Source organism: Kibdelosporangium banguiense, from assembly GCF_017876405.1.
Classification (GTDB): Bacteria; Actinomycetota; Actinomycetes; order Mycobacteriales; family Pseudonocardiaceae; genus Kibdelosporangium; species Kibdelosporangium banguiense.
On the sequence record NZ_JAGINW010000001.1, the window covers coordinates 6,236,771 to 6,261,639 of the forward strand.

Genomic DNA, 24,869 nt, shown 5'->3' on the forward strand with positions numbered 1-24,869 from the left:
GAAGATGAGCCGACCGATCACGCTGTTCACCGGGCAGTGGGCCGACCTGCCGTTCGAAGAGGTGTGCCGCCTGGCGGCGGGCTGGGGCTACGATGGGCTGGAGATCGCCTGCGGCGGGGACCACTTCGAGGTGGACCGGGCACTGTCCGAACCGGACTACGTGGCCGGCCGGCACAAGATCCTCGAGCAGTACGGCCTCAAGACCTGGGCGATCTCCAACCACCTGGTCGGCCAGGCCGTCTGCGACGACCCGATCGACTTCCGCCACCAGAACATCGTCCCGGCGCGGATCTGGGGTGACGGCGAGCCCGAGGGCGTGCGCCAGCGCGCGGCCAAGGAGCTCGCCGACACCGCCCGCGCGGCCCGGAAACTGGGCGTGGACACGGTGATCGGCTTCACCGGGTCGAAGATCTGGAAGTACGTGGCGATGTTCCCGCCGGTGTCCCAGGACGTCATCGACGACGGCTACCAGGACTTCGCCGACCGGTGGAACCCGATCCTGGACGTGTTCGACGAAGAAGGCGTGCGCTTCGCCCACGAGGTGCACCCGTCCGAGATCGCCTACGACTACTGGACCACGCGCAAGACCCTGGACGCGGTGGACAACCGGCCGGCGTTCGGGCTGAACTGGGACCCGTCGCACTTCATCTGGCAGGACCTCGACCCGGTCGGGTTCATCCTCGACTTCGCCGACCGGATCTACCACGTGGACTGCAAGGACACCAAGAAGCGCTTCGACGGGCGCAACGGCCGGATGGGCTCGCACCTGGCGTGGGCCGATCCCCGGCGTGGCTGGGACTTCGTCTCCACGGGGCACGGCGATGTGCCGTGGGAGGAGTCGTTCCGGGCGCTGAACGCGATCAAGTACACCGGGCCGATCTCGGTGGAGTGGGAGGACGCCGGCATGGACCGGCTGCGTGGTGCCGAAGAGGCGGTGAAGTTCGTCAGGGGGCTGGTTTTCGATCCACCGGCCGCGGCTTTCGACGCGGCGTTCAGTTCGAAGAAGTCCTGAAGGGATCACCATGGAACTGTCGAGAAGGTCGATGTTGCGCGGCGCTGCCGCGGCAGGTCTGGCGGTGGGGGGCGCCGCGGCGTTACCGGGCACGGCGGCAGCCGTCGGCCGGGGCACGCTGCGTGTCCCCCTCAACGCCATCGGCGTCCAGCTCTACTCCCTGCGCACACTGTTGCAGGCCGACGCGCCGGGAACGCTCTCGGCGCTGGCGGACATCGGTTTCCGCAAGGTGGAGCTGGCCGGGACATACGGGTACAGCGCGACCGAATTCAAGTCCCTTTTGGACCGCAACCACCTCTCGGCGTCCTCCAGCCACGTCGGCATCGACGGCGCCGACATCAACAAGGTGATCGAGGACGCCAGGATCCTCGGCAACCAGAAGATCGTCCACCCGTACTCCAACTTCGCCACGATCGCGGAGTACAAGTCGTTCGCCGGCCGCCTGGAGGCCGCGGGCGTGGCCATCCGCAAGGCCGGCATGCACCTGGGCTACCACAACCACGACCACGAGTTCCGCACCCTGCAGAACCAGCGGCCGTACGACGTGCTCACCGCCAACACGACCGGGCTGAACGTCCACCTCGAAGACGACCTGTTCTGGGTGGTCACCGGTGGCGCGGACCCAGTCCGCGAGGTCTACAAGACGTACCCCCGCGTCCTGCAGTACCACGTGAAGGACCGCACAAAAGACGGCCGCATGGTCGACCCGGGCGAAGGCGCCATCGACTTCGGCAACATCTTCCGCCGCACCTGGCACGCGGGCATCCAGGAATACATCATCGAGCACGACCAACCGACCGACCCGATCAAGTTCGCCCAGACCGGCTACAAATACCTGGCCAACCTCAGGTTCTGACCAGCCCTGGTGGGCGGTCGCCAAGTGCGGCCGCCCACCGGTTTCATCTGGACCGCTGGGGTGATCACGCGTTGAGCCTCTTGTGGATGCGGGCCGCCAGGCGGCGTCCTGTGGGAGTCAGCTTGAACTCGTCGTCGGTGTTGGGGCGCTGGGCCAGGCCGAGGCAGACGATGCCGTGTGCCTCCAGGCGTTCGCAGAGGCGTTCGGCGGTCTTGGTCTTGTTCCCGCAGTCGACGTAGAGCAGGGGTGTGGCCTCGTCGAGCAGCTTTTTGTAGATCGCGGCCCGGGCTCGCCAGGGGACGTACCACGGGACCACCAGCAGGAGTATTGCGGCGAAAGCGATTGCGGTGGCCATCGCGGCGGCTGCCCACCATGGTGAGGCGGCCCACCAGGACTTGGCGAACGGGGTTGCCGGCGCGGTGAACGACAGCCCGATCGCGATCGCCACGTAGAGGAAGCCGTACACCACGGCCCATCCCGCGGCTGCCGCTGCTGGATCCCTTGTCGCTGGGTCGATCCAGCCTTTCTCCGGGTGCCGGTGCCAGGTTCGCAGGCCCCGGCCGCCGAAGTAGCTCAGTACCGCGGCCAGGAGCAGGACCGCGCCTGTGGCGATCAGCAGTACCGGCCGGTTGTCGTCGAGGAAGCCCAGTATCCCAGACTGCCAGATCAGCACGCCTGTTCCGGCCACCGCGAGGGCGACCAGCGGGCCGATCCATTTGCCGGACTTCAACCAGCCCGGGAATCCGGTGATCACCTTGCCCGCGCTGCCCATCGGCGTGAGGCCTGTGCCTGGCAGGCTGCCCAGCAACAACAGGGCGGCGACGAAGAGGCCGACGCCGATCAGGCCGGCCAGACCGTGTCCTGTTTGGACTGATCCGGTTCTTGTCACGCCATAGGCCACCAGCGGGACAACAGGTGACAACAACACCAGGCCGTGCACCAGGCTTCCGGTCCGGACAGCGCTGTAGCCGAAGGCGGCCAGCAAAGCCGCGCCACCGAAGGCCGCACCGGGCGTCTCACCCCACTCGGGCAGCGCGCCGAACATCGCCAGCACGAGCAGCAGCCCGCCGACCGCGAGACCGAACTGGCCCAGGAACCGGGCAGTCCGGCCTCCTCGGGTCAGGCCGAGGATCGTCCAGTACGGCAGCAATGTCAGGCCACGCAAGGACCGGGTCACCGGGCGGGCGGCCTTGACGCCGAGCTGAGGGCTGTCCGCGAGTGTGATCGCGGTGGCCGCGGCTGTGGCGACCGTGCGGATCATCTGGTCGCTCGCGGCTTCCTCGCCGAGCGGTTCGCGACCGACCCCGGCCCGGTCGAACGCTTCCAGGGCACGCAGGCCCTTCTCGACGATCTCGGGCGTGAGCGGCTGGCCTGGTGGGAGTTCCTCCAGGTCGTCGAGCAGTTTGGCGTACTGCTTGACAAAACGTTCACCGTTGGAGCGGACGTTCGCGCCGTCGACGGCGTCCGCCGCGATCGCGCGCCGCAGCTCGGGCAGTTCCTCGATGACGATCCGGATGTGCATCGACCAGCCGACCAGTTCGGCCAGTGACGGGCAGGTCGCCGGCAACGCCTCGCCGGGCTTGGCTTTGAAGGCGTGCACGAGTTCGCCGACTGCCTCGTCGCGGCACTGCTCGATCCGGTCGTGGCGGGGCAGTTCGCCGAACATCGCCGTGACCAGGTCGTCGATGACCTTGCGGGCCAGCGTTTGCGGGTCTTGGCCGAGCAGGCCGGCCAGGTCGACCGCGCGGCGGATCCGGGCGGGGTCGAGCAGAACACGGCACAGCATGCTGGCCGCGTCCATCCGGCCCCAGATCCAGTCGTTGGCGCGCCAGGATCGCTTGAGGAAACCGGAAAAGCGCGACAGCGAGTAGCCGCCGGCCTTGTCGTCGGGCGTGATGCTGTAGCGCGCGAACGCGTTCTCGGTCTGCAGGCTGATCTGGGCCAGTTCGACCAACTGCTCCTCCGGGGCCTCCGACTCGTCGGCCAGGCACGTGGTCGAGACCTCCAGCGCCAGCAACCGCGACATCCACCGGTAGGCGTCCGGCAGGCTCGCGTCAGGGTCCTCATCGGACAGTACGGCGAAGTCCTGCCACGCCTTCAGATGCGGGTCGCGTTGGGCGGGAGCGGGCGCCAGCACCTGGGCACCCGCGCCGAACGCCTCCGCGACGTGCAGGACCAGGTCGCGTACCTTCGTGCCCTGCTCGCCGGTCATCTGCGCGTTGTACTCGGTCAGCCGGTGCTCCCAGCATTCGCCGTCCGGCGAGTCGACTGGCTCTTCCTCCCACTTCTTGTGCATCGCCAGCCGCATCCGGCGCATCTGCGCGCGGGCGGAGTGCACGGCCGCGCGGGCACTGTGGATCTTCTGGATGTCGGAACCCTTGGGCAGCACCCACACCAGGCGCTTGAGCATGTCCAATGCGGACGCTGCGAGCCGCTCGCAGGTCGTGATGTCCCACGGCCAGCCCGATTCGCCCATCTCCGTGATGCCGGGGACCGGGGGATTGGCCGGTACGTACGGCAGCGCCGGGTGGTCCTCAAGCCACTTGCGGTGCGCGACTTCCACCGCGTCACGGATCCGTTCGAACGACCACGCCTCGCCGGCGGGATCGGCCTGGCCGTTCTGGGCTCGGGCGATCATCTGGCGCTCGGCCAGTTTGCGGGCCGCTCGCCGCAGCCGGATGTCCCGGTAGTGCGGGTACAGCGTCTCGACAAGCGCGTACAAACGTTTGGCAACCGGATCGCCGGACGAGGAAAGGCTGGTGAGCAAAGCGTTCCGGCCACCGCGGCGCGCACCGGCACCCCGGTTGTACTGCTCGATCTCGTCAACGAACGTACGGTTGCTCTGGCTGGACTGCGCGCGCATGATCGCGCGGACTGTGGCCAGCACGCTCGGCTGGTCGGCCGTGGTCTGCGCGGGCAGATCAGACCCGGCCGCCGCGGCGTGCGGGAACACCAGCAGCATCACGCGACGGGTCGGCCCCTCCGCGGGCATCTGGTCGATCGCTTCCAGCGCTTCCTGGGTCGGTGTGTTGACCAGCGCGCCACCGTCGACGACGTACTGCGAGCGATCGGCCCGCTTGTCCGCCCAGGACGCGACTTCCCGCATCGGCGAGCCGGCGCCGAGCGGCACGTACGACGGCTCGAACGCGACCGGGAACGACGCCGACGACCGGGCCGCGAGCGCCAGCTGGTGCGTCAGTTCCGGTGGCAGGCCGCCCTTCTCGGTGAAGTGGTCGCGTTCGTCGTCCCGGCGGAACCGGAACGAACCCTGGTGGATGTTCTGGGTCAGGCGCTGGCCGAGCGCGTCGGTGGTGTTGCGGGTGGTGCCCTGCAACAACGTTGTGGTGATCCGCAGGTCCATCGGCCGGTCGCGCACGTCTCGCGGCTCGTACCGGGCGGTCAGCCTGCGCATGGCGTCTTCCAGGCGGGGCAGGAAGAACTCGTCGCCCTTCAGCAGCGACACCGGCGCGCCTTTGAAAGGCGTCCGCAGCAACAGATCCATCCGGCCCTGCTCGGCCCAGAGCTCACGCAGGCTGTTGAGATCCGCCCTCGGGTTGATCTGCGCCAGCGCCAGCGCGGCGCCGTTGATGCCACCCGCCGACGTCCCGCTGATCACGTCGGCTCTGGCGGTCGCGCCGACCAGCCGCAGCAGGTGCTTGTAGCCGTCGTTCGCCCTGGTCAGCCGGTCCAGTTCGAGGACCACGCCGCCCATCCACACCGCGAGGCTGACACCGCCGTTGAGCACCACGGCGAACCGGACCTCTTCCCAGGTGGGGTCGTACTCATCCGTCATCACGTGCCTCCCCGCACACAGCCAATCAGTCAATGATCGGAACCAGGAACGACGCGGTTACGCATCGTCACCCATCCGTGATGCTCTGAACGGCCTAAAGGCAGATCTTGCGAACGCTTTCCTGGGTTCTGGCCAGGCCCGCGGCCCAGTTCGCGGCGTTCTCGAGCTCGCTGAGATTCTTCTTGCTGATCTCGACGTACTCTCCGGCCAGCGCGCCGAGGGCGCCCTTGACGTTGCCGTCCTGCGTGTCGGCGGCCAGCTGCTGGAGTTTGGCGGCCTTGGCGGCGGCCTCCTGCTTGGTCTTCTCCGGGTCCGGGCTGGGGACCAGGGTGGCCAGCCCCAGCGCCTCGGCACACGCGGACGCCTTGTCTCCCAGGGATTTCGCCTGTTCGCAGGCGCTCGTCAGGGCCAGCGCGACAAGGACGGCAGCGACCGGCGCGAGACGGCGTGACATGGGTTTCAGCTTACCGGCGTTCAGTCGGCGCGGTGGCGGTGCACGGCCTGGTTGGACTGCCCGGCCTGGGGCGTCACCTGGGCGGCGGCTGGTTCGGGCTGGTCCAGCGGGGCGCCGCGCTGCTCCTCCATCCGGATCGAGAACTCGCGCAGCAGCTCGTCGAAGATCGGCGTCGACATCGGGCGCTGTTGTGCCAAGTCGGGCCCTCCTCTGGATGCGGGGGTGTGCGCGGACATGTTTGGTCATGCAACGGTCTCATGCAGCGACCGGACACGACTGGGCGATCCGCGTGTTTCGGAAATGCCTACCCAAAGTGGTGATTCCGGCCGTCGTTCGGATGAACATGCCGGTCCCGGAAGTGGCATTGGCTTTGTTACCGGTCGGTAGGCCATGATGTGGCCATGGCTGACAACCTCGTATCGCTCCAGGTGAAGCAGTCCGGTCACGTCGCCGAGGTGACGCTGCTCGGACCGGGCAAGGGCAACGCGATGGGCCCGGACTTCTGGCGCGAGCTGCCGATCGTGTTCCGCGAGCTGGACGCCGACCCGGCTGTCCGCGCGGTCGTGCTGACCGGCAGCGGCAAGCATTTCTCCTACGGCCTGGACCTGCCCGCGATGATGGGCAGCTGGTCGGACATGCTCGCCGGTGAGGCACTGGCCGGGCCCCGCACGAAGTTCCTCGACAAGGTGCGCGAAATGCAGGACTCGGTCACCGCGGTCGCCGACTGCCGCAAACCGGTCGTCGCGGCCGTCTCGGGCTGGTGCATCGGCGGTGGCGTGGATCTGATCTCGGCCGCGGACATCCGGCTGGCCTCGGCGGACGCCAAGTTCAGCGTGCGTGAGGTCAAGGTCGCGATCGTCGCGGACATCGGCAGCCTGCAGCGGCTCAGCGGGATCATCGGCGAGGGGCACCTGCGCGAGCTGGCGTACACCGGCAAGGACATCGACGCGGCCCGGGCGGAGAAGATCGGCCTGGTCAACGACGTCTACCCGGACCAGGAAGCGGTCCTGGAGGCGGCGCGGACGCTCGCGGCCGACATCGCCAAGAACCCGCCGCTGGTCGTGCAGGGCACCAAGGACGTGCTCGACCACGACCGCGCGCCCCGCGTCGCGGAGGGCCTGCGGTACGTCTCGGTGTGGAATTCGGCGTTCCTGCCCAGCAAGGACCTGGGTGAAGCGGTCCAGGCGTTCCTGGCACGTCGCGATCCGGAGTTCACCGGAGAATAATCACGGCTGTGAACTTCCAGAGCGCTCGTGACTTCCTGCTGGCCCACCGGGACGACTACGACACGGCCTGCCGGGACTTCCGATGGCCCGCGCCCGGGCAGTTCAACTGGGCGCTCGACTGGTTCGACACACTGCCCGCCGACGAGCTGGCCCTGTGGATAGCCGAAGAGGACGGCATCGAGCGGAAGTGGACCTTCGGCGAGCTCTCGGCCCGGTCCAGCCTGGTGGCGAACTGGCTGCGCGCGGCGGGTGTGGCGCGTGGTGACCGGCTGATCCTGATGCTGGGCAACCAGGGCGAGCTCTGGGAGGTGATCCTCGCGGCGATGAAGCTCGGCGCGGTGATCATTCCGGCGTCGACCCTGCTCGGCCCGGAGGACCTGCGCGACCGCGTCGATCGTGGCGTGGTCAAGCACGTCATCGCGCGTTCAGCCGACGCCTCGAAGTTCGCCTCGGTACCTGGCGACTACACGCGGATCGCCGTCGGTGAGCCTGTTTCCGGCTGGCTGTCGTACGCTTCGGCCGACGGCTCCACGACCTTCGAGCCGGACGGGCCCACTGCGGCTGACGACACCTTGTTGCTGTACTTCACCTCCGGCACAACGGCGAAGCCGAAGCTGGTGCGGCACACGCACGCCAGCTACCCGATCGGGCATCTGTCCACGATGTACTGGATCGGCCTGGAGCCGGGTGACGTCCACCTGAACATCTCCTCGCCAGGCTGGGCGAAACACGCGTGGAGCAACGTCTTCGCGCCATGGAACGCGGGCGCGTGCGTGTTCATCTACAACTACACGCGCTTCGACGCGGTAGCCCTGATGTCCCAGATGGACCGATGCGGCGTGACCTCCTTCTGTGCTCCGCCAACTGTTTGGCGCATGCTCATCCAGGCGGACCTGTCCCAGCTGGCCAATCCGCCGCGCAAAGTGGTCGGCGCGGGCGAGCCGCTGAACCCCGAGGTGATCGAACAGGTCCGCAAAGGCTGGGGCGTGACGATCCGGGACGGCTTCGGCCAGACCGAAACCAGCGTCCAGGTCGCCAACACTCCCAGTCAGACCGTCAAACCGGGTTCCATGGGCCGGGCTTTGCCAGGTTTCACAGTGGCTTTGGTGGACCCGGTGACCGGCGAGGCAGGGGAGGAGGGTGAGATCTGTCTGTCCCTTGCGGACCGTCCGGTCGGCCTGATGACCGGCTACGCGGACGATGACGAGCGCACCGCCGAAGTCATGCGCGACGGCTACTACCACACCGGCGACGTCGGAGCCCGCGATTCCGACGGGTACATAACGTATGTCGGGCGCGCGGACGACGTGTTCAAGGCCTCGGACTACCGGATCTCGCCGTTCGAACTGGAAAGCGTGCTGATCGAACACCCGGCCGTGGCCGAGGCCGCCGTGGTTCCTTCGCCGGATCCACTCCGGCTCGCAGTCCCGAAAGCATATGTCGTGCTCGCCGCGGGTTATTCCCCCTCAGTCGAGACCGCCCGGGAAATCCTCGCCTTCGCCCGCGAGAACCTGGCCCCGTACAAGCGAATCCGCCGCCTGGAGTTCGCCGAGCTGCCCAAGACGATCTCCGGCAAGATCCGCCGCGTCGAACTGCGCGGCCGGGAGAACGAGGTCCACAACGACCCGGCCGCCCAGGTCTCCGGCGAGTACACCGACGACGACCTGCGGGGCTGACTACCTCGAGTGTCCCCAATGCCACATTGGGGACATCTGATGCCACCAATGTGGCATTGGGGGCACCCCCTGGCTGCACTGCGGCGGCTTGTTTCGTCTGCAGGGTCACATCGGACTCAATATAGTTGCTCTAAGCAACCATATTGATTAGCATCCCTAAGGAACTACGTTTCTTGGGAGGTTCGCCGTGGCTAGGCGGGGTGCAGGTCAGAAGACGCTCAGTGAGCTGGGACCGCACTACAAGTGGCTGGCGCTGTCGAACACCACCCTCGGGCTGCTGATCGCGACGATCAACTCCTCGATCGTGCTGATCGCGATGCCGGACATCTTCAAGGGCATCGGGGTGGACCCGCTCAACGCGGGCAACACCAGTTATCTGCTCTGGCTGATGATGGGGTTCCTGGTCGTCACGGCTGTGCTGGTGGTGACGTTCGGACGACTGGGGGACATGTACGGCCGGGCGCGGATGTACAACCTCGGCTTCCTGATCTTCACGGTCTCGTCGATCATGCTCGCGGTCACGTGGATGAGCGGGGACGCGGCCGCGCTGTGGCTGATCGGGTGGCGGATCGTGCAGGGTGTCGGTGGCGCGTTCCTGATGGCCAACTCCAGTGCGATCCTGACCGACGCGTTCCCGGCCAACCAGCGCGGGATGGCGCTGGGCATCAACGGTGTCGCCGCGATCGCGGGCTCGTTTCTCGGCCTGGTCATCGGTGGTGTGCTGGCGCCGGTCAACTGGCACTGGATCTTTCTGGTCTCGGTGCCGTTCGGCGTGATCGGCACGGTGTGGGCGTACCTCAAGCTGCACGACACCGGTGAACGCCAGGCGGCGAAGATGGACTGGGGCGGCAACATCACCTTCGCGGTCGGGTTGATCGCGATCCTCGTCGCCATCACCTACGGCATCCAGCCGTATGACGGCCTGTCGATGGGGTGGACCAACCCCTGGGTGATCGGGGCGCTGGCCGGCGGTGTGCTGGTGCTGGCGTGGTTCGTGGCGATCGAGCGCCGGTCGGCCAACCCGCTGTTCGACCTGAGCCTGTTCAAGATCAAGGCTTTCACCTGGGGCAACGTCGCCAACCTGATGGCCTCGCTCGGCCGCGGCGGGCTGCAGTTCATCCTGATCATCTGGTTGCAGGGGATCTGGCTGCCGCAGCACGGCTACTCGTTCGAGGAGACGCCGCTGTGGGCCGGGATCTACATGGTCCCGATGACTGTGGGCTTCCTGCTCGCCGCGCCGCTGAGTGGCGTGCTGTCCGACCGGATCGGGGCCCGTGGCCTGGCCACCGGCGGGATGGTGATCACCGCCGGGACGTTCCTGGCGCTCACGATCCTGCCGGTGAACTTCGACTACGTGGTGTTCGCCGTCCTGCTGGTGATCAACGGCATCGGGATGGGCATGTTCTCCTCGCCCAACCGGGCCGCGGTGATGAGCAGCCTGCCCGGCAACGCCCGCGGCGCCGGGGCCGGGATGACCGCCACGTTCCAGAACGCGGCGATGGTGCTGTCCATCGGCATCTTCTTCAGCCTGATCATCGCCGGGCTGTCCACGACCCTGCCAGGCGCCATGAGCACGGGCCTGGCGGCGCACGGCGTGCCCGTGGCCGACGCCAACCAGGTCGCCCAGTTGCCTGCGGTGGCCGTGCTGTTCGCGGCCTTCCTCGGCTACAACCCGATCCAGCACCTGCTGGGTCCGGTCGTCGGCCAGCTGCCGCCCGGCCAGGCGGACTTCCTGACCGGCCGGAGCTTCTTCCCGAGCCTGATCACCGAACCGTTCGCCGACGGCCTGCACGTGGCGTTCTGGTTCGCGATCGCCGCTTGCGTCATCGCCGCGATCGCCTCGTGGCTGGCCGGCAGCGGCCGCCCGGCTGGTGAGAGCGTCGGCGAGCAACTCGCGGCCAACTCGGGCGAAGCGGGCACAATCCCCGCTGACCTGGTCGGTATGAGCCGGGCTGATAAAGGTGTGACCGCTGGGCGCCCGGTGAGTGGCGGCTGACGCTCCGGCGCCGATCGTTCCGCCTAAATGATCTTTGACCGATCGGCGCCCGGACGGCGCCGATCGGCGCCATACACCTCGTGGGTGTCAAGAGCAAGGTGAACCGTGCCGCATGATCTAACAGCGGCTAACGGAGCGGCTCCGTGGCCCGACACCCCTTACGGAGGTGGGGGACATGACTGACGAGGCAGATCCCGAGACCAGTGCGAAACCGCACAAATTGCCCACGGCCCCCTGCAGCGTTGTGTGGAGCCGAGGGCACGCATACGTACTCGAGACGGGCCTTGCCAGGTCCCGCTGGGTGGGCTGCGACGACCGCGGCCGCCCTCAGGAGCTGACCAACGCCGAACTGCAGAGCCGGGGCTGGACGCTCACCCGCGCCAGCTAGCCTTCTCCCTGGTCAACCCCGCGTGAGCCGGTCAGGCCCACGCGGGGTACGAAGGGGAGATGGAGGGGCTTGTGGCTGAGGGTGACCGGCTGTGGACGATCCCGAACGCGCTGAGCGTTCTGCGGCTGGCCGGGGTGCCGCTGTTCCTCTGGTTGCTGCTGGGCCCCCAGGAGGACGGCTGGGCGATCGTCGTCTTCGTGGTCAGCGGGATCACCGACTGGCTGGACGGCAAGATCGCCCGCTGGCTCAACCAGATGAGCCGCTTCGGCGCGATGCTCGACCCGCTGGCCGACCGGCTCTACACCCTCGCCGCGATGATCGCGTTCGTGGTGCGCGACATCGTGCCGCTGTGGGTGGTGCTGCTGCTGATCGGCCGGGACCTGGCCGTGCTGGTCTGCCTGCCGTTGCTGCGCCGGGCAGGGTTCGGCCCGCCTGAGGTGCTCTATCTCGGCAAGGGTGCGACCTTCGTCCTGCTGTACGCCTTCCCGTTCCTGTTGCTCGCCCAGTTGGACACTTCGCTGGCCGCTGTGGTCAGGCCGATCGCCTACGCGTTCACCGCTTGGGGCGTCGTGCTCTACCTCTGGTCGGGCTTGATCTACGTTTTCCAGGCGGTCACCGCGATCAGGCGGGCCCGGCCACTCTAAGCTGCAGGCCGACACAGGCAGCGGTGAGCGCGAAGAGGAGACGGGGACGTGACGCCGGAAGACTTGAAGTACACGCCTGACCACGAGTGGATCGCCAGCCGGGACGGGGGCACGGTCCGGATCGGGATCACCGACTTCGCCCAGGACCAGCTGGGTGACGTGGTGTTCGTCCAGCTGCCTGAGGTGGGTGCCGTGGTGGCCGCCAAGGACCCGGTGGGCGAGGTCGAGTCCACCAAGAGCGTGTCGGAGATCTACGCGCCGGTCGCAGGCGAGGTCACCGCGGTCAACGACGGGCTGACCGATACGCCGGAGCTGATCAACTCCGATCCGTTCGGCGAGGGCTGGATGTTCGAGCTCAAGATCACTGACGAAGCGGCGCTCGGCGAGTTGCTCGACGCGGCGGGTTACCGTGCGCTGACCGATCAGGCATGAGAAGGATCTTGGAGTGGTTCCGCCGCCGGCGTGCTGGATCAGGGGGACCAGCCGCTTCGTCGCCGGGGCCGCACGGTACGTTTGGCCGAACAAGCGAATCCAGTAGCAGGAGGAGAGCTCAGGTGAGCACGAACGACGGACCCGGCGTTCCGCCGGAGCAGTCTCCGGAGCGGACCTCCGTATTCCGGGCGGACTTCCTGGCCGATGTGGAGGGCCAGCAGGCGCCTCAGCCGGAGCCGCAGGTCGCCGGGATCGACGCGCTGCCCGCGGGTTCGGCTCTTCTCGTGGTGAAGCGTGGCCCGAACGCGGGCTCCAGGTTCTTGCTGGACCGCGACACCACCAGTGCCGGCCGCCACCCGGACAGCGACATCTTTCTCGACGATGTCACCGTTTCCCGGCGGCACGCGGAGTTCCGGCGGGAGGGCCGGGATTTCGTGGTGATCGATGTGGGCAGCCTCAACGGCACCTACGTCAACCGTGAGCCGGTCGACCAGGCCGTGCTGGCGGGCGGCGACGAGGTGCAGATCGGCAAGTTCCGACTGGTGTTCCTGACCGGTCCAGGGGGGCAGTGACGGCGTCGGCCGGAAGGCCGCTGCCGGACGGGATGAGCATCGGGGCGGTGCTCGGCGAGCTGACGGCCGAGTTTCCGGACGTGACCATTTCCAAGATCAGGTTCTTGGAGGCGGAGGGTCTGGTCCAGCCCAGCCGTACCCCGTCGGGCTACCGTCAGTTCGCGCCGGCGGATGTCGAGCGGCTGCGGGTGGTCCTGCGGGCACAGCGTGACCAGTATCTGCCACTGAAGGTCATCAAACAGCAGTTGGCCGCCGCGGACCGGGGTGATGCTCCCGGTCCGCGTGCAGTCGTACCCGAGGTCGCCGAGGTTCCTGAGGTAACTGCCGGGCGGCGGCTGACGCGGGAGGACCTGCTCGAAGCCACCGGGCTCGAGCCGGCCGTGCTCACCCAGCTGGAGGAGTTCGGGCTGATCAAGCCGGGTCCGGCGGGTTTCTACGAGAGTGCCGACGCGGAGCTCGCCCTGGTGGTCAAAGCCATGGCGCGGTTCGGGATCCAGCCCCGGCATCTGCGTGCCTTCCGTACTTCCGCGGACCGGGAAGTCGGGCTGATCGAACAGATCGTCACACCGATGTACCGCCAGCAGGACGGCCAGGCGCGGGCCCGCGCCGACGAGGCGGTTCGCGAGCTGGCGTCGCTTTCTGTTGCCCTGCACACACTTTTGGTCAACGCCGGACTTCGTGGTGTTTCCGGTCGTTAATCCGGTGTTATCCGAGCTAGTCCGGGGTGCGCCGAGGTCACATCGTGATCGATATGCAAGCCTGGGAAGTCAAGCGTGAGGCCCGGATGGCGGGTAGCGTCGAAGGTGACGATGCGCGATCCTCAAACCCAGCGGGGGTCGTCGCGGTTGAGCGTGCTGAGGGAGGCGATGGCCGATGAGCGAGATGCGCGTCGTTGGCGTGCGGGTCGAACTGCCCGCAAACCAGCCGATCTTGTTGCTGCGCGAGACTGAGGGCGAACGCTACCTGCCGATCTGGATCGGCTCGGTCGAGGCGACTGCGATCGCGTTGGAGCAGCAGGGTGTCCGGCCGGCCCGGCCGCTGACCCACGATCTGCTCAAGGATGTGATCGCGGCTCTCGGACGCGAACTGGAACAGGTGCGGATCACCGATCTGCGCGAGGGCACCTTCTTCGCCGAGCTCGTGTTCGACGGGGACATCCGGGTCTCGGCCCGGCCGAGCGACTCGGTCGCGCTGGCACTGCGAATAGGTGTTCCGATCCACGCGGAGGACTCGGTGCTCGCCGAGGCCGGGCTGATCATCCCGGACGAGCAGGAAGACGAAGTCGAGAAGTTCCGCGAGTTCCTGGATTCGGTATCCCCCGAGGATTTTAGGGGTGCGGACACCTGAGCTTGCTTCTTTCAGGTGTCCGCCGGCCCCGAACGGACCAACTGCGTTGCCGGCTGTTCCCGCTCTGTCATGGTTCAAACATGTGAGTGTCGTGAACCACTTCCGGACCTTCGGCGCTCCCCGCGCGTCGCGTTGACCACGCTGCCCGCCCGTCCTACCTTCAGAGAAGAGCGCATGACGACGGTGTGACCACCAGAGGCACCGCCGTCGAATGCTCATGACCGGCGGTTTCCTGTCCTGGGGTGGGGCGCCGGGGACGATGGGAGGCAGCGTGATGGAGCAACGGCCTGACAGTCCGCTCGCCGGCGTGGACGCCGGTGAACAGGGCGAACTGTTCCCGGACGCTTCACTGCCGGACGAGCTGGTCGGCTACCGTGGTCCGGCCGCGTGTCAGATCGCGGGGATAACTTACCGTCAGCTCGATTACTGGGCGCGCACGGGGTTGGTGGCACCGTCGATCCGCACGGCCCACGGCTCGGGTAGCCAGCGCCTGTACTCGTTCAAGGACATTCTCGTGTTGAAGGTGGTCAAGCGGCTGCTGGACACCGGTGTCTCACTGCAGAACATCCGGGTCGCGGTCGACCATCTGCGCCGCCGCGGCGTCCGGGACCTCGCGAAGATCACCCTGTTCAGTGACGGCACGACCGTCTACGAGTGCTCCTCGCCGGAGGAGGTCGTGGATCTGCTGCAGGGCGGCCAGGGCGTGTTCGGCATCGCGGTCAGCGGTGCGATGCGGGAGATCAGCGGCACCATCCACGAGTTCCCGGCCGAACGGGCCGACGGCGCCGAGCTGATTCCGCATGACGACGAACTGTCGGCCAGGCGCCGCGCTCGCAACGCCGGATGACTCACAGTTGGACCACGGCTGATCGGCTTCACGCTATCCTTCTCGGGTAGTCGCTGATCTCGTGCGGGAGAGTCCAGGCCCGTTCGTGCTGGCGCCGAAGGAGCAATTCCTCCCCGGAACCTCTCAGGCATCCAGGACCGCGCGAGGAGACGCCTCTGGAAAGTGGGTTTTCAAGCCCCGCCGACGGTGAAAGCCCGCGTGAGCGGGTGAACCTCTCAGGCGCCCGTGTGATGGGTATGGACAGAGGGGGAGGGCCTGCTTGAGCACGCCTGAACCCAGCCGGAGGACCGATGACATCCCTGAAGGACCTTGAGCACGGCACTCCGTTCGCCGAGCGGCACATCGGGCCACGGGCCGGCGAACTGAGCCGGATCCTGGACGTCGTGGGCGTGCGGTCGCTGGACGAGCTGGCAGAGCGGGCGGTCCCGGACTCGATCCGGGACGACGACCTCGTGATGAACCTGGCGCCGGCGGCCACCGAGGCCGAGGCCCTGGCCGAGCTGCGGGCACTGGCTGCCCGTAACCGCCCGGTCACCCAGATGATCGGCCTCGGCTACTACGCAACCCTTACCCCGCCGGTGATCCTGCGCAACGTGCTGGAGAGCCCGGCCTGGTACACCGCGTACACGCCGTACCAACCGGAGATCTCGCAGGGCAGGCTCGAGGCGCTGCTGAACTTCCAGACCATGGTCGCCGACCTGACCGGCGTACCCGTGGCGAACGCTTCGATGTTGGACGAGTCGACAGCCGCGGCTGAGGCGATGACGCTCGTGCGCCGTGGCGGTAAGTCGAAGTCGTCGCGTTTCCTGATCGACGCCGACACGTTCCCGCAGACCATCGCCGTGATCGAGACCCGCGCGGAGCCGCTGGGCATCGAGGTCGTGGTCGCGGACCTGACCTCAGGTCTGCCCGAGGGCGACTTCTTCGGCGTTCTGCTGTCGTACCCGGGTGGCAGCGGCGTCGTCCGTGACCACTCGGAGTTGATCTCCGAGGCGCATTCCCGCGGTACGCAGGTTGTCGTAGCCGCGGACCTGCTCTCGCTGACCCTGCTGCGACCGCCGGGCGAGATCGGCGCGGACGTCGTGGTCGGCACGACCCAGCGGTTCGGTGTGCCGATGGGCTTCGGCGGGCCGCACGCCGGGTACATGGCTGTGCGCAAGGGACTTGAGCGTCAGTTGCCCGGCCGGTTGGTCGGCGTGAGTACCGACGCGGACGGCGCGATGGCGTACCGGCTCGCGCTGCAGACGCGTGAGCAGCACATTCGCCGGGAGAAGGCGACCAGCAACATCTGCACCGCCCAGGTCCTGCTCGCTGTCGTGGCCTCGATGTACGCGGTGTACCACGGCCCGTCGGGGCTGAAGTCGATCGCGTTGCGCGCGCACCGCATGGCGGCTGTGCTGGCTGCCGGCCTGCGGTCCGGCGGGGTCGAGGTGGTGCACTCGCAGTTCTTCGACACCGTACGAGTCCGGGTCCCAGGGCGGGCGTCGGACGTCGTCCGCGCGGCCCGCTCGAAGGATGTCAACCTGTGGCTTGTGGATGCTGACCACGTCGCGATCTCGTGCGACGAGACCACGACCCGTGCGCACCTTTCCCTTGTGTGGGAAGCCTTTGGTGTGGCGGCTGATGTTGATGCCGTGGATTCGTCCACAGCGTCCATGTCGGACATCATTCCTGAGGGCCTGCTGCGTACTTCGGATTACCTGACGCACCCGGTCTTTCACACGCACCACTCGGAGACGTCGCTGCTGCGCTACCTGCGGGCGTTGTCGGACAAGGACATCGCGCTCGATCGCAGTATGATCCCGCTGGGCTCGTGCACCATGAAGCTGAACGCGACGGCCGAGATGGAGCCGATCACCTGGCCCGAGTTCTCCGGCCTGCACCCGTTCGCGCCCGCCGAGGACGCGGCCGGCCTGCTGGAGATCATCTCCGACCTGGAGAACTGGCTGGCCCAGATCACCGGCTACCACTCGGTGTCGTTGCAGCCCAACGCAGGAAGCCAGGGCGAGTTCGCCGGCCTGCTGGCGATCCGTGCGTACCACCGCGACCGTGGCGAGAGCGCCCGAGACATCTGCCTCATCCCCGCCAGTGCCCACGGCACCAACGCGGCTTCCGCCGTGATGGCGGGTATGCGCGTGTCGGTGGTCCGCTGTGACGACAAGGGCAACATCGACATGGACCACCTGCGGTCCGAGGTGGCGGTCCACAAGGACGACCTCGCCGCCATCATGATCACGTACCCGTCCACGCACGGCGTGTACGAGGACACCGTCCGCGAGGTCTGCTCCCTGGTGCACGACGCGGGCGGCCAAGTGTACGTGGACGGCGCGAACCTCAACGCGCTGATCGGCCTGGCGCAGTACGGCCGGTTCGGCTCGGACGTGTCCCACCTGAACCTGCACAAGACCTTCTGCATCCCGCACGGCGGTGGCGGTCCCGGCGTCGGCCCGATCGGCGTCCGTGAGCACCTCGCGCCCTTCCTGCCCAACCACCCGCTGCAGCCCCTCGCGGGCCCCAAGACCGGCGTCGGCCCGATCAGCGCCGCACCGTGGGGCAGCGCGTCCATCCTGCCCATTTCCTGGGCCTATGTCCGGATGATGGGCGCCACGGGCCTGCGCGACGCGACTTTGACCGCCGTGGCCGCCGCGAACTACGTCGCTCGCCGTCTGGACGCGTACTACCCAGTTCTGTACACCGGCGAAGGTGGATTCGTTGCCCACGAGTGCATCCTCGACCTGCGGCCGATCACCAAGTCCTCGGGCGTGACCGTGGACGACGTGGCCAAGCGCTTGGCCGACTACGGCCTGCACGCCCCGACCATGTCCTTCCCGGTGGCCGGCACCCTCATGGTGGAGCCGACCGAGAGCGAGGACCTGGCGGAACTGGACCGCTTCTGCGACGCCATGATCGCCATCAAGGCCGAGATCGACAAGGTCGCCGCAGGCGAATGGCCCGCCGACGACAACCCCCTGGTGAACGCCCCCCACACGGCCACCTCGATCGCCGGCGAGTGGGACCACCCGTACACCCGCGCGGAGGCCGCGTTCCCTGACGGCGTTTCGTCGCGCCCCAAGGCATGGCCGCCCGTCCGCCGGATCGACGGCGCCAAGGGCGACCGTAACCTGGTCTGCTCCTGCCCGCCCTTGGACGCCTACACAAGCTGAGTCCGTCGCTCCCGTCCCTGGGGCGGGAGCTTCTCAGCGGGTGGTGCCCTGCGCTGTCCCGGGTGGGGTGACGTTCTCGAAGAAGGTCTTGGCTTCCTGCGCGCGGATCTGGGCGAGCTGGCCGAGGAAGGCGTTGGTCAGCTCGACGGTCTGCTTGTCGGTGTTGTTGGTGCCGTTCTTCGGCAGGTTCGTCCGCCAGGCCCAGTAGGCCGCGGTCACGGCGGCCTCGGTGTTGCGCAGCAGGATCCAGGACTGGTCCCAGCGGTAGAAGGCGTGCAGACCGGTGAGCACCGCGATGACCATGCCCGCGAGCGAGACGACCGTCGCCTTGGCCGGATAGTCCAGGTTCGTCAGAACCGGCAGGCCGGCACCGACCAGGATGATCAGGATTCCGCTCAGCCGGTGGTACACGCGGTGCCAGCCCGCCCGGGAGTCGTAGTACGCGCGCAACCGCACCGCGTACTCATCCGCCGCTGTCACCAGCCCCTTGCCGTCGATGTCCGGCCCCGTCTTGGGAAAGGGTTGCTTGAAGGCCACGCGTTACCCCCTCAGGTTCGAGCCCGGAGCCTACTGACTGCCGCAACCGGACCAACCTCACGCCCCACGTGACGATCCAGGCGACCCACATCAGCCAGCCCGTCAGACCCAGCAGGCCAAGCGGGCCTGCATGGTCGATGACCAGCGGCGTGAGGGTCGCCGAGCTGAACATGAACACGGCCGATGTCAGGCCCAGGATGCCGTGCCAGGGCCGGATGAAGCCTGCCCGCAGACCGCTGACGGACAGGCCCACGAGTGCGATCGCCAGGAACGTGCCGTTGAGGGTGAACAGTGCGTCGTGCAGGGCCCACAAGGCGCCGTCGGGGCTGTTGGTGAGGGCGAGCCGGAGCGCGATCACGCCTGCGAACGCGGCGTTCTGCAGGAGCAGACCGGCGAAGCCGACGAGAGCCCAGCCGCGTTCGGACTGCCAGAGCGCGCAGAGCGCGCCCGCGCCGAAGATCGTGGCCAGGACCCAGGCAGCGGGAGCAAGCGCGGAGGCGAGGCCGACGAGGCCTGAGTTCGTGGTGAAGAAGGCGGTGACTTCGGCGATTTCAGTGCCGGTCAAGGGAAAACCGGCCGGCACTACGATCGCGTTGCCAAGAACGATCATGATGGCGAAGCCGATGGCGGCGACGCCCCCGACCTGGACTATATTGAGTTTACGCGTCATATATTCAATATAAGCAGCGGAAGAGGTTGCTGGCAATGAGCGAACGACGTCAGTACGACTCGTTGCGGCGCACTGTGCAGGCACAGGAGACGCGTGCGGACATCGCGCGTGCGGCACGCAAGCTGTTCGTCGAACAAGGTTGGGCGGCGACGACCGTGCGGGACGTGGCGCGTGAGGCGGGTGTGTCCGTGCCGACGGTCTACGCGGCGTACACCAACAAGACCGGGCTGGCCATGGCGTTGGCCGACGCCGCCGACCTGACGGCCGACGGCGCCAAGCTGCTCGAAGAACTCGAAGCCGCCGGCCCCAGAGAGCAACTGGCGGCAATGGCCGGCTATGACAGGCGGCTGTTCGATCGAGCGGGCGACATCATCCTGCTCGTACGCAACGCGGGACCTGAACTGGCCGCGATGTACCTGGAGGCACGCAGACGCGGCGACGAGACCCGTATCCAGGTCTTCTCGTCGTGGCCGGCTGGTGTCCTACGCCATGACCTGGAAACGTCGGTCGACGTCTATGCCGCGGTGTGCAACATCGACGTCTACACAACGCTCACCACCGAACGCGGGTGGGAGCCTGACCGGATCGAACAGTGGTGGAGCCGGATGCTCGCCCGTGAACTCCTGGGTGGCAGCGCCTAGCCGAAGTGGTCCGGGTGCGGCCCGACCCGGGAGTCGTTGTGCATCTCCGAGAGGGCCAGCACGTCGTCCTCGGCGAGTTCGAAGTCGAACACGTCGATGTTCTCCCGGATCCGGGCCGGCTGCACCGACTTGGGGATCACGACGTTGCCCAGTTCCAGGTGCCAGCGCAGGATCACCTGGGCCGGGGTCTTGCCGTACTTCTCGGCCATCAGGCCGATGCTCTCGTCGGTGACGAGCCTGCCCTGCGCCAGCGGGCTCCACGCCTCGGTCACGATGCCGTGCTCGCTGTGGTAGGCCCGCAGGTTGTCCTGGATCAGGTTCGGGTGCAGCTCGATCTGGTTGATCGCCGGCACTGTGCCGGTCTGCTCGCTCAGCCGGCGCAGGTGCGAGATCTGGAAGTTCGACACCCCGATCGCCCGGACCCGCTCATCGGCCGCGAGCTTCTCGAACGCCTTCCACGTCTGCACGAAGTCCCCGCGCGACGGCGCCGGCCAGTGGATCAGGAACAGGTCGAGGTACTCCAGTCCCAGCCGCTGGAGACTCTCGTCGAACGCGGTGATCGCGGCGTCGTAGCCCAGCGCGTTGTGCCACAGCTTCGTGGTCACGAAGAGCTCTTCACGCGGCACACTGGACTGCTTGAGGGCCTCGCCCACGCTCTTCTCGTTGCCGTAGATCGAAGCCGTGTCGAAACTCCGGTACCCGGCCTCAAGCGCGGTCTCGATCACCTCGCCCACGACAGTGTCGTGCACGAGCGCGACCCCGAAACCGACCTGCGGAATGGACACGCCGTTGTTCAACTGAACGGCAGGAACCTCGCCCATCAAAGAACAGCCTCCGGATCGCATCGCACAACGACCCCGGATGGTAGTGGTACACCACCGCCATCCCCGGTTCGGTCCCACCGAGACACCCCGGCCCTGCGCAAACACCCATGCGCACAGTGCCGGGACAGGCCTCGTCAGACCGGTTCGGCGGTGCGCACCCGCTTGCGGCCCGGCGTCCACCAGTTGAGGTTGCCGAGCATCGCCATCGTGGCCGGGACGAGCAGGCACCGCACGACGGTCGCGTCCACGGCGATGGCGACTGCCAGGCCGACGCCGAACATCTTGATCGTCGGGTCGTTGTTGGGCACGAACGCGAGGAAGACCCCGACCATGATCGCGGCCGCCGCGGTGATCACCCGGCCGGTGCCGAGCAGGCCCTCGCGGACCGATCGCAGGTTGTCCCCGGTCCGCTTCCAGCGCCGCTGGACGTCGCTGAGCAGGAAGACCTCGTAGTCCATCGACAGGCCGAACAGCAGCGCGAACAGCATGAGCGGCACGAAGCTCGGAATGGGCACCGGACCGGAGAGCCCGATCCAGGTCACACCCCATCCCCAGGTGAACACTGCCGTCAGCACGCCGTAGGCGGCCCCGATGGAGATGAAGTCCATGACGGCCGCTTTGAGGGCGAGCAGCGGTGCCCGGAAGGCGAACAGCAGGACCGCGACCGACAGCAGCAGCACGACTCCGATGACGAGCGGCAGCTTGTCGGTGACCCGATCGGCGAGATCCACCCGGGCGGCGGTGCTGCCGCCGACGTGCACGGTCATGCCCGGCACGGACTGGCTGCGCAGGCGATGGACGAGGTCTGCCGTCGCCGGGTCACCGCCTGAGGTCGAGGCGATCACCTGGACCGTGACGACCCGACCGTCCCCGGACGGCGTCGTCGGCCCGACGGCGGCCACCCCCGGCTGGGCCCACACCATCGCCACTAGCGGGGGCACACGGGAATCCTGGGCGCCGGTGACCGGCGTCGGCAGTTGGCCGAGCACCGTGAGCGGCGTGCCCGCGCCGGGGCCGAATGCCGCCGAGATGGCGTCGTTCGCCTGACGGACGGCAGTGGCCTCCGGCGAGGACCCGGCGTCCAGTTGGCCGAGCCGCAGGTCGGTCGCTGGTGCGGCGAGCAGGACCAGCAGCACGACCGCGGACCCGCCGGCCAGCCAGGGCCGTCGAGTCACCCGGTCGGCCTGGCGTGCCCAGAAACCACCGGAGCCGGTGCGGCGGGCGAGCCGGTTGTAGAGCCTCCCGCCGCGGGCGAGCGGCCCTCCGGCGAGCGAGGTCAGTGCGGGCAGCAGCGTCAGCGCGGCGAGAACGGCGAACAGGACCGCGATCCCGCAGGTCCAGGCCAGCGTCTGCAGCAGCGGCACCTCGGTCAGGCTCAGCCCCGCGAGCGCGACCGCGACCGTCACACCGGCGACGACCACCGCCGTGCCGGAGTCGGCGGCCGCGCGTTGGATGGCCCGCGACACCGTGAGGCCTGAGCGTGTCAACGTGCGGAACCGGCTGAGCAGGAACAGTGAGTAGTCGATGCCGACGCCGAGGCCGACCATGAGGGCCAGGGTGGACGCCTGAGCCGGCATCGAGGTCAGGTTCCCGGCGAGCCCCACGATCTCCAGCGTCGCGAGCACCGAGAGCGCCGCGGACAGCAGCGCCAGCGCCGCACCGACAAGGCCGCCCAGCGCGAGGAAAAGCACGAGGGCGGCCAGGATCAGGCCGAAGAACTCGTTGCCGGTGTTGCCCGAGCCGTCGATGACCTGGGCGAGCGCCCCGCCGGGAAGTACTCGCAGGCCGGCGTCGGCGGCGGGCTTGGCGGCTTCGATGACGGCGTGTGCCATGGCCTTGGTGAGCTCCGCGCGGCGGACGTCCAGCCCCACCGTGAACCAGCCGGTGCGGCCGTCCGCGGACAGCGACCCTTCCTGCGGTGAGGGTGGTTTCACCGTCGTCACGTGCTCGGCTCCCCAGAGGGAGGCCGCTGTCGCCACCAGGGTCCCGTCGTCCAGCCGCCCGTCCCGGGCCACCACGATCACGGTCCCCGAGGTGAGCGGTGTCGCCGAAGACGCCGTCAGATCCCGCACGAGCTGGGCGTCGGTACCCGGCAGACTCACGTCGTTGTCCGTCGGCGTGCCGATCACTCGCGCCGTCATCACCAGTGCCAGCACCAGCAGCACCCACGCGCCGATCACGACTAATCGATACCGGACGCACGTCCGGCACACCGCCGCGACGGCCCGAGCCGCTCTTTCCCCCAGAACCATCGCGGCAGCATAGCCACGCAACCCCAGCTACAGCCGTCGGAGGCTGGGACAGTCCTTGTTATCGCTAACAACCATCGTTGTGCGCGACTGCGATACGCCTGCTGGATTGCAGTAGGCGACAACGTTATTGCCAGAGAGCCGGAACGTCCCGCATAGTGTTAGCGCTCACTTTCCGGTGCCTATCAACGTTGCAAGGAGCCGGTCCATGCGCAAGCTGGTTGCCGCGTGCGCGGCACTCGCCGCCTTGTCAGGTGCTGTCGCCGTCCCCTCGGTGGCTCTGGCTGCCGGCCCCGCGCCGCACTACCTGATGACCGCGTTCACCAACAGCAGCGAGTCGAACATGTATGTCTACGACTCGGCGAACGCGACGAACTTCACGCAGGTCAGGGCGAACGCCTATACGCCGCCGTCGGGCCTGATCCGGGACCCCAGTGTCGTCAGGCATACCGACGGCTACTACTACATCGTCTACACCACGAACTGGACGGGCGACACGATCGGCTTCGCGCGCAGCGCCGACTACGTGAGCTGGACGTTCCTGCGCAACGTCCGGGTCGGCCTCAACGGCGCCACTGGCAGCACTTGGGCGCCGGAGTGGTTCAAGGACACCGACGGCAGCGTGCACGTGATCTTCTCGGCGTCCACGACGGGCACCGCGGGGCAGTTCCGGCCGTACCGGATCACCGCGACGAACTCGGACCTGTCGGCGTGGACCAGTCCGGTCGCGCTCGGCATCCCGGCCAACTACATCGACAGCTTCGTGGTCAAGTCCGGGACCACGTACCACAACTTCCTCAAGAACGAGACCACGAAGTACATCGAGCACGCCACCGCCACATCGCTGAGCGGCCCGTGGACATTCGCCGGGACGGGCAACTGGGCAGGCTGGGGCTCAGGTCTGGAAGGCCCCGCAGTCGTGCGGCTGCCCGATGGCCGCTGGCGGATCTACTTCGACCAGTATGGCCAGCGACGGTACTTCTACACCGACAGTGCGAACCTGAACTCCTTCGGCGCCAAGGTGGAGCTGCCCGGCCTGTCCGGAACCGCCAGGCATTTCACGGTTCTACGCGAGGACTCCGGCGACAACACAGCTGTGCCAACGGGTAACCGCTCCCTGCGTTCGGCCAACCTCCCCGACCGGTACGTCCGGCACCGTGACAACCTGGCCTATGTCGAGCCGGTGAGCTCGTCCAGCAGCGCCGCGGCTCGCCAGGACGCGACGTTCACCATCGTGCCCGGTCTGGCGAACGGCAACTGTTACTCGTTCCGGTCGGTGAACTTCCCTGACAGGTACCTGCGGCACTACGCATTCCGCGTCCGGCTGGACACCAACACCGGCGACACGGTGTTCGCCCGCGACGCCACGTTCTGCGGGCGTGCCGGTCTCGCGGGCGGCGGCACAACGTCGTTCGAGTCCTACGCGCACCCTGGCCGCTACCTGCGTCACTACAACTACGAGGTACGCGTCGACTGGCGCACGTCCGACACGGCTTTCGCCCAGGACGCGTCGTTCACCGTGTCCACACCGTTGGCCTGAA

At 67.7% G+C, this 24,869-nt stretch carries 22 protein-coding genes and 2 riboswitches; of the genes, 15 read left to right on the forward strand and 7 right to left on the reverse strand.

Features of this window, described 5'->3' with window-relative positions:
* Positions 1-4: 4 nt before the first annotated feature.
* Both JOF56_RS29350 and JOF56_RS29355 read left to right on the forward strand, forming a co-directional pair.
* Positions 5-1,012, forward strand: a complete 1,008-nt coding sequence (locus JOF56_RS29350) for a sugar phosphate isomerase/epimerase family protein (RefSeq protein WP_209642714.1) — start codon at positions 5-7, stop codon at positions 1,010-1,012.
* Positions 1,013-1,022: 10 nt separating this feature from the next.
* A complete protein-coding gene (locus JOF56_RS29355) occupies positions 1,023-1,868 on the forward strand; it encodes a sugar phosphate isomerase/epimerase family protein (RefSeq protein ID WP_209642715.1) in 846 nt (281 codons plus the stop codon).
* Between the two features lie 64 nt (positions 1,869-1,932).
* On the opposite strand, the gene JOF56_RS29360 is transcribed toward JOF56_RS29355, so the two are convergent.
* From JOF56_RS29360 to JOF56_RS29370, 3 genes are all read right to left on the reverse strand, one after another.
* Positions 1,933-5,661: a patatin-like protein gene (locus tag JOF56_RS29360; RefSeq protein ID WP_209642716.1), complete on the reverse strand. Its 3,729-nt coding sequence runs from the start codon at positions 5,659-5,661 to the stop codon at positions 1,933-1,935.
* Between the two features lie 94 nt (positions 5,662-5,755).
* Positions 5,756-6,115: a DUF8711 family protein gene (locus JOF56_RS29365; RefSeq protein ID WP_209642717.1), complete on the reverse strand. Its 360-nt coding sequence runs from the start codon at positions 6,113-6,115 to the stop codon at positions 5,756-5,758.
* Positions 6,116-6,135: 20 nt separating this feature from the next.
* Positions 6,136-6,312, reverse strand: coding sequence for a hypothetical protein (locus JOF56_RS29370; protein ID WP_209642718.1), 177 nt, complete (start codon positions 6,310-6,312; stop codon positions 6,136-6,138).
* A gap of 204 nt (positions 6,313-6,516) precedes the next feature.
* On the opposite strand from JOF56_RS29370, the gene JOF56_RS29375 reads away from it, so the two are divergent.
* The 11 genes from JOF56_RS29375 to gcvP all read left to right on the forward strand — a co-directional run bounded on the left by JOF56_RS29375 (position 6,517) and on the right by gcvP (position 18,407).
* Positions 6,517-7,341: a crotonase/enoyl-CoA hydratase family protein gene (locus JOF56_RS29375; RefSeq protein ID WP_209642719.1), complete on the forward strand. Its 825-nt coding sequence runs from the start codon at positions 6,517-6,519 to the stop codon at positions 7,339-7,341.
* A gap of 8 nt (positions 7,342-7,349) precedes the next feature.
* Positions 7,350-9,017 carry an AMP-binding protein gene (locus tag JOF56_RS29380; protein WP_307855309.1) on the forward strand — a complete coding sequence of 556 codons (1,668 nt, stop codon included), beginning with the start codon at positions 7,350-7,352 and terminating at the stop codon, positions 9,015-9,017.
* 187 nt (positions 9,018-9,204) lie between these two features.
* On the forward strand, positions 9,205-11,013 hold the full coding sequence (locus JOF56_RS29385; protein ID WP_307855310.1) for an MFS transporter: 1,809 nt from the start codon (positions 9,205-9,207) through the stop codon (positions 11,011-11,013).
* 175 nt (positions 11,014-11,188) lie between these two features.
* Positions 11,189-11,401, forward strand: coding sequence for a hypothetical protein (locus JOF56_RS29390; protein ID WP_209642720.1), 213 nt, complete (start codon positions 11,189-11,191; stop codon positions 11,399-11,401).
* 59 nt (positions 11,402-11,460) lie between these two features.
* Positions 11,461-12,045, forward strand: a complete 585-nt coding sequence (clsA, locus tag JOF56_RS29395; protein WP_209642721.1) for a cardiolipin synthase ClsA — start codon at positions 11,461-11,463, stop codon at positions 12,043-12,045.
* A gap of 48 nt (positions 12,046-12,093) precedes the next feature.
* Complete coding sequence (gene gcvH, locus JOF56_RS29400; protein WP_307855311.1) at positions 12,094-12,477, forward strand: glycine cleavage system protein GcvH; 384 nt, start codon at positions 12,094-12,096, stop codon at positions 12,475-12,477.
* 122 nt (positions 12,478-12,599) lie between these two features.
* Complete coding sequence (garA, locus tag JOF56_RS29405; protein WP_209642722.1) at positions 12,600-13,049, forward strand: glycogen accumulation regulator GarA; 450 nt, start codon at positions 12,600-12,602, stop codon at positions 13,047-13,049.
* Positions 13,050-13,081: 32 nt separating this feature from the next.
* On the forward strand, positions 13,082-13,747 hold the full coding sequence (gene ftsR, locus JOF56_RS29410; protein WP_209648558.1) for a transcriptional regulator FtsR: 666 nt from the start codon (positions 13,082-13,084) through the stop codon (positions 13,745-13,747).
* A gap of 175 nt (positions 13,748-13,922) precedes the next feature.
* A complete protein-coding gene (locus JOF56_RS29415) occupies positions 13,923-14,396 on the forward strand; it encodes a bifunctional nuclease family protein (RefSeq protein ID WP_037260078.1) in 474 nt (157 codons plus the stop codon).
* 274 nt (positions 14,397-14,670) lie between these two features.
* Positions 14,671-15,243 (forward strand): MerR family transcriptional regulator, encoded by a 573-nt coding sequence (locus tag JOF56_RS29420; RefSeq protein ID WP_209642723.1) that lies wholly within the window; start codon positions 14,671-14,673, stop codon positions 15,241-15,243.
* 54 nt (positions 15,244-15,297) lie between these two features.
* A riboswitch (glycine riboswitch) is annotated at positions 15,298-15,393 on the forward strand.
* A riboswitch (glycine riboswitch) is annotated at positions 15,394-15,497 on the forward strand.
* Between the two features lie 36 nt (positions 15,498-15,533).
* Positions 15,534-18,407: an aminomethyl-transferring glycine dehydrogenase gene (gene gcvP, locus JOF56_RS29425; RefSeq protein ID WP_209642724.1), complete on the forward strand. Its 2,874-nt coding sequence runs from the start codon at positions 15,534-15,536 to the stop codon at positions 18,405-18,407.
* A 33-nt stretch (positions 18,408-18,440) separates the two neighbouring features.
* Here the strand turns inward: gcvP and JOF56_RS29430 are convergent, their stop codons facing one another.
* Positions 18,441-18,887, reverse strand: coding sequence for a DUF4231 domain-containing protein (locus JOF56_RS29430; protein ID WP_307855312.1), 447 nt, complete (start codon positions 18,885-18,887; stop codon positions 18,441-18,443).
* On the reverse strand, positions 18,871-19,614 hold the full coding sequence (locus JOF56_RS29435; protein WP_209642726.1) for a hypothetical protein: 744 nt from the start codon (positions 19,612-19,614) through the stop codon (positions 18,871-18,873). Before JOF56_RS29435 ends, JOF56_RS29430 begins: the two co-directional genes overlap by 17 nt.
* Positions 19,615-19,649: 35 nt before the next feature.
* On the opposite strand from JOF56_RS29435, the gene JOF56_RS29440 reads away from it, so the two are divergent.
* Positions 19,650-20,255 carry a TetR/AcrR family transcriptional regulator gene (locus JOF56_RS29440; protein WP_209642727.1) on the forward strand — a complete coding sequence of 202 codons (606 nt, stop codon included), beginning with the start codon at positions 19,650-19,652 and terminating at the stop codon, positions 20,253-20,255.
* On the opposite strand, the gene JOF56_RS29445 is transcribed toward JOF56_RS29440, so the two are convergent.
* Positions 20,252-21,076 carry an aldo/keto reductase gene (locus JOF56_RS29445; RefSeq protein ID WP_209642728.1) on the reverse strand — a complete coding sequence of 275 codons (825 nt, stop codon included), beginning with the start codon at positions 21,074-21,076 and terminating at the stop codon, positions 20,252-20,254. The two genes, JOF56_RS29440 and JOF56_RS29445, sit on opposite strands and share 4 nt — an antisense overlap.
* 137 nt (positions 21,077-21,213) lie before the next feature.
* Complete coding sequence (locus JOF56_RS29450) at positions 21,214-23,331, reverse strand: MMPL family transporter (RefSeq protein WP_209642729.1); 2,118 nt, start codon at positions 23,329-23,331, stop codon at positions 21,214-21,216.
* A gap of 205 nt (positions 23,332-23,536) precedes the next feature.
* Here JOF56_RS29450 and JOF56_RS29455 point away from each other — a divergent pair, with 205 nt between their 5' ends.
* Positions 23,537-24,868, forward strand: a complete 1,332-nt coding sequence (locus JOF56_RS29455; protein ID WP_209642730.1) for a glycoside hydrolase family 43 protein — start codon at positions 23,537-23,539, stop codon at positions 24,866-24,868.
* Position 24,869 lies beyond the last annotated feature (1 nt).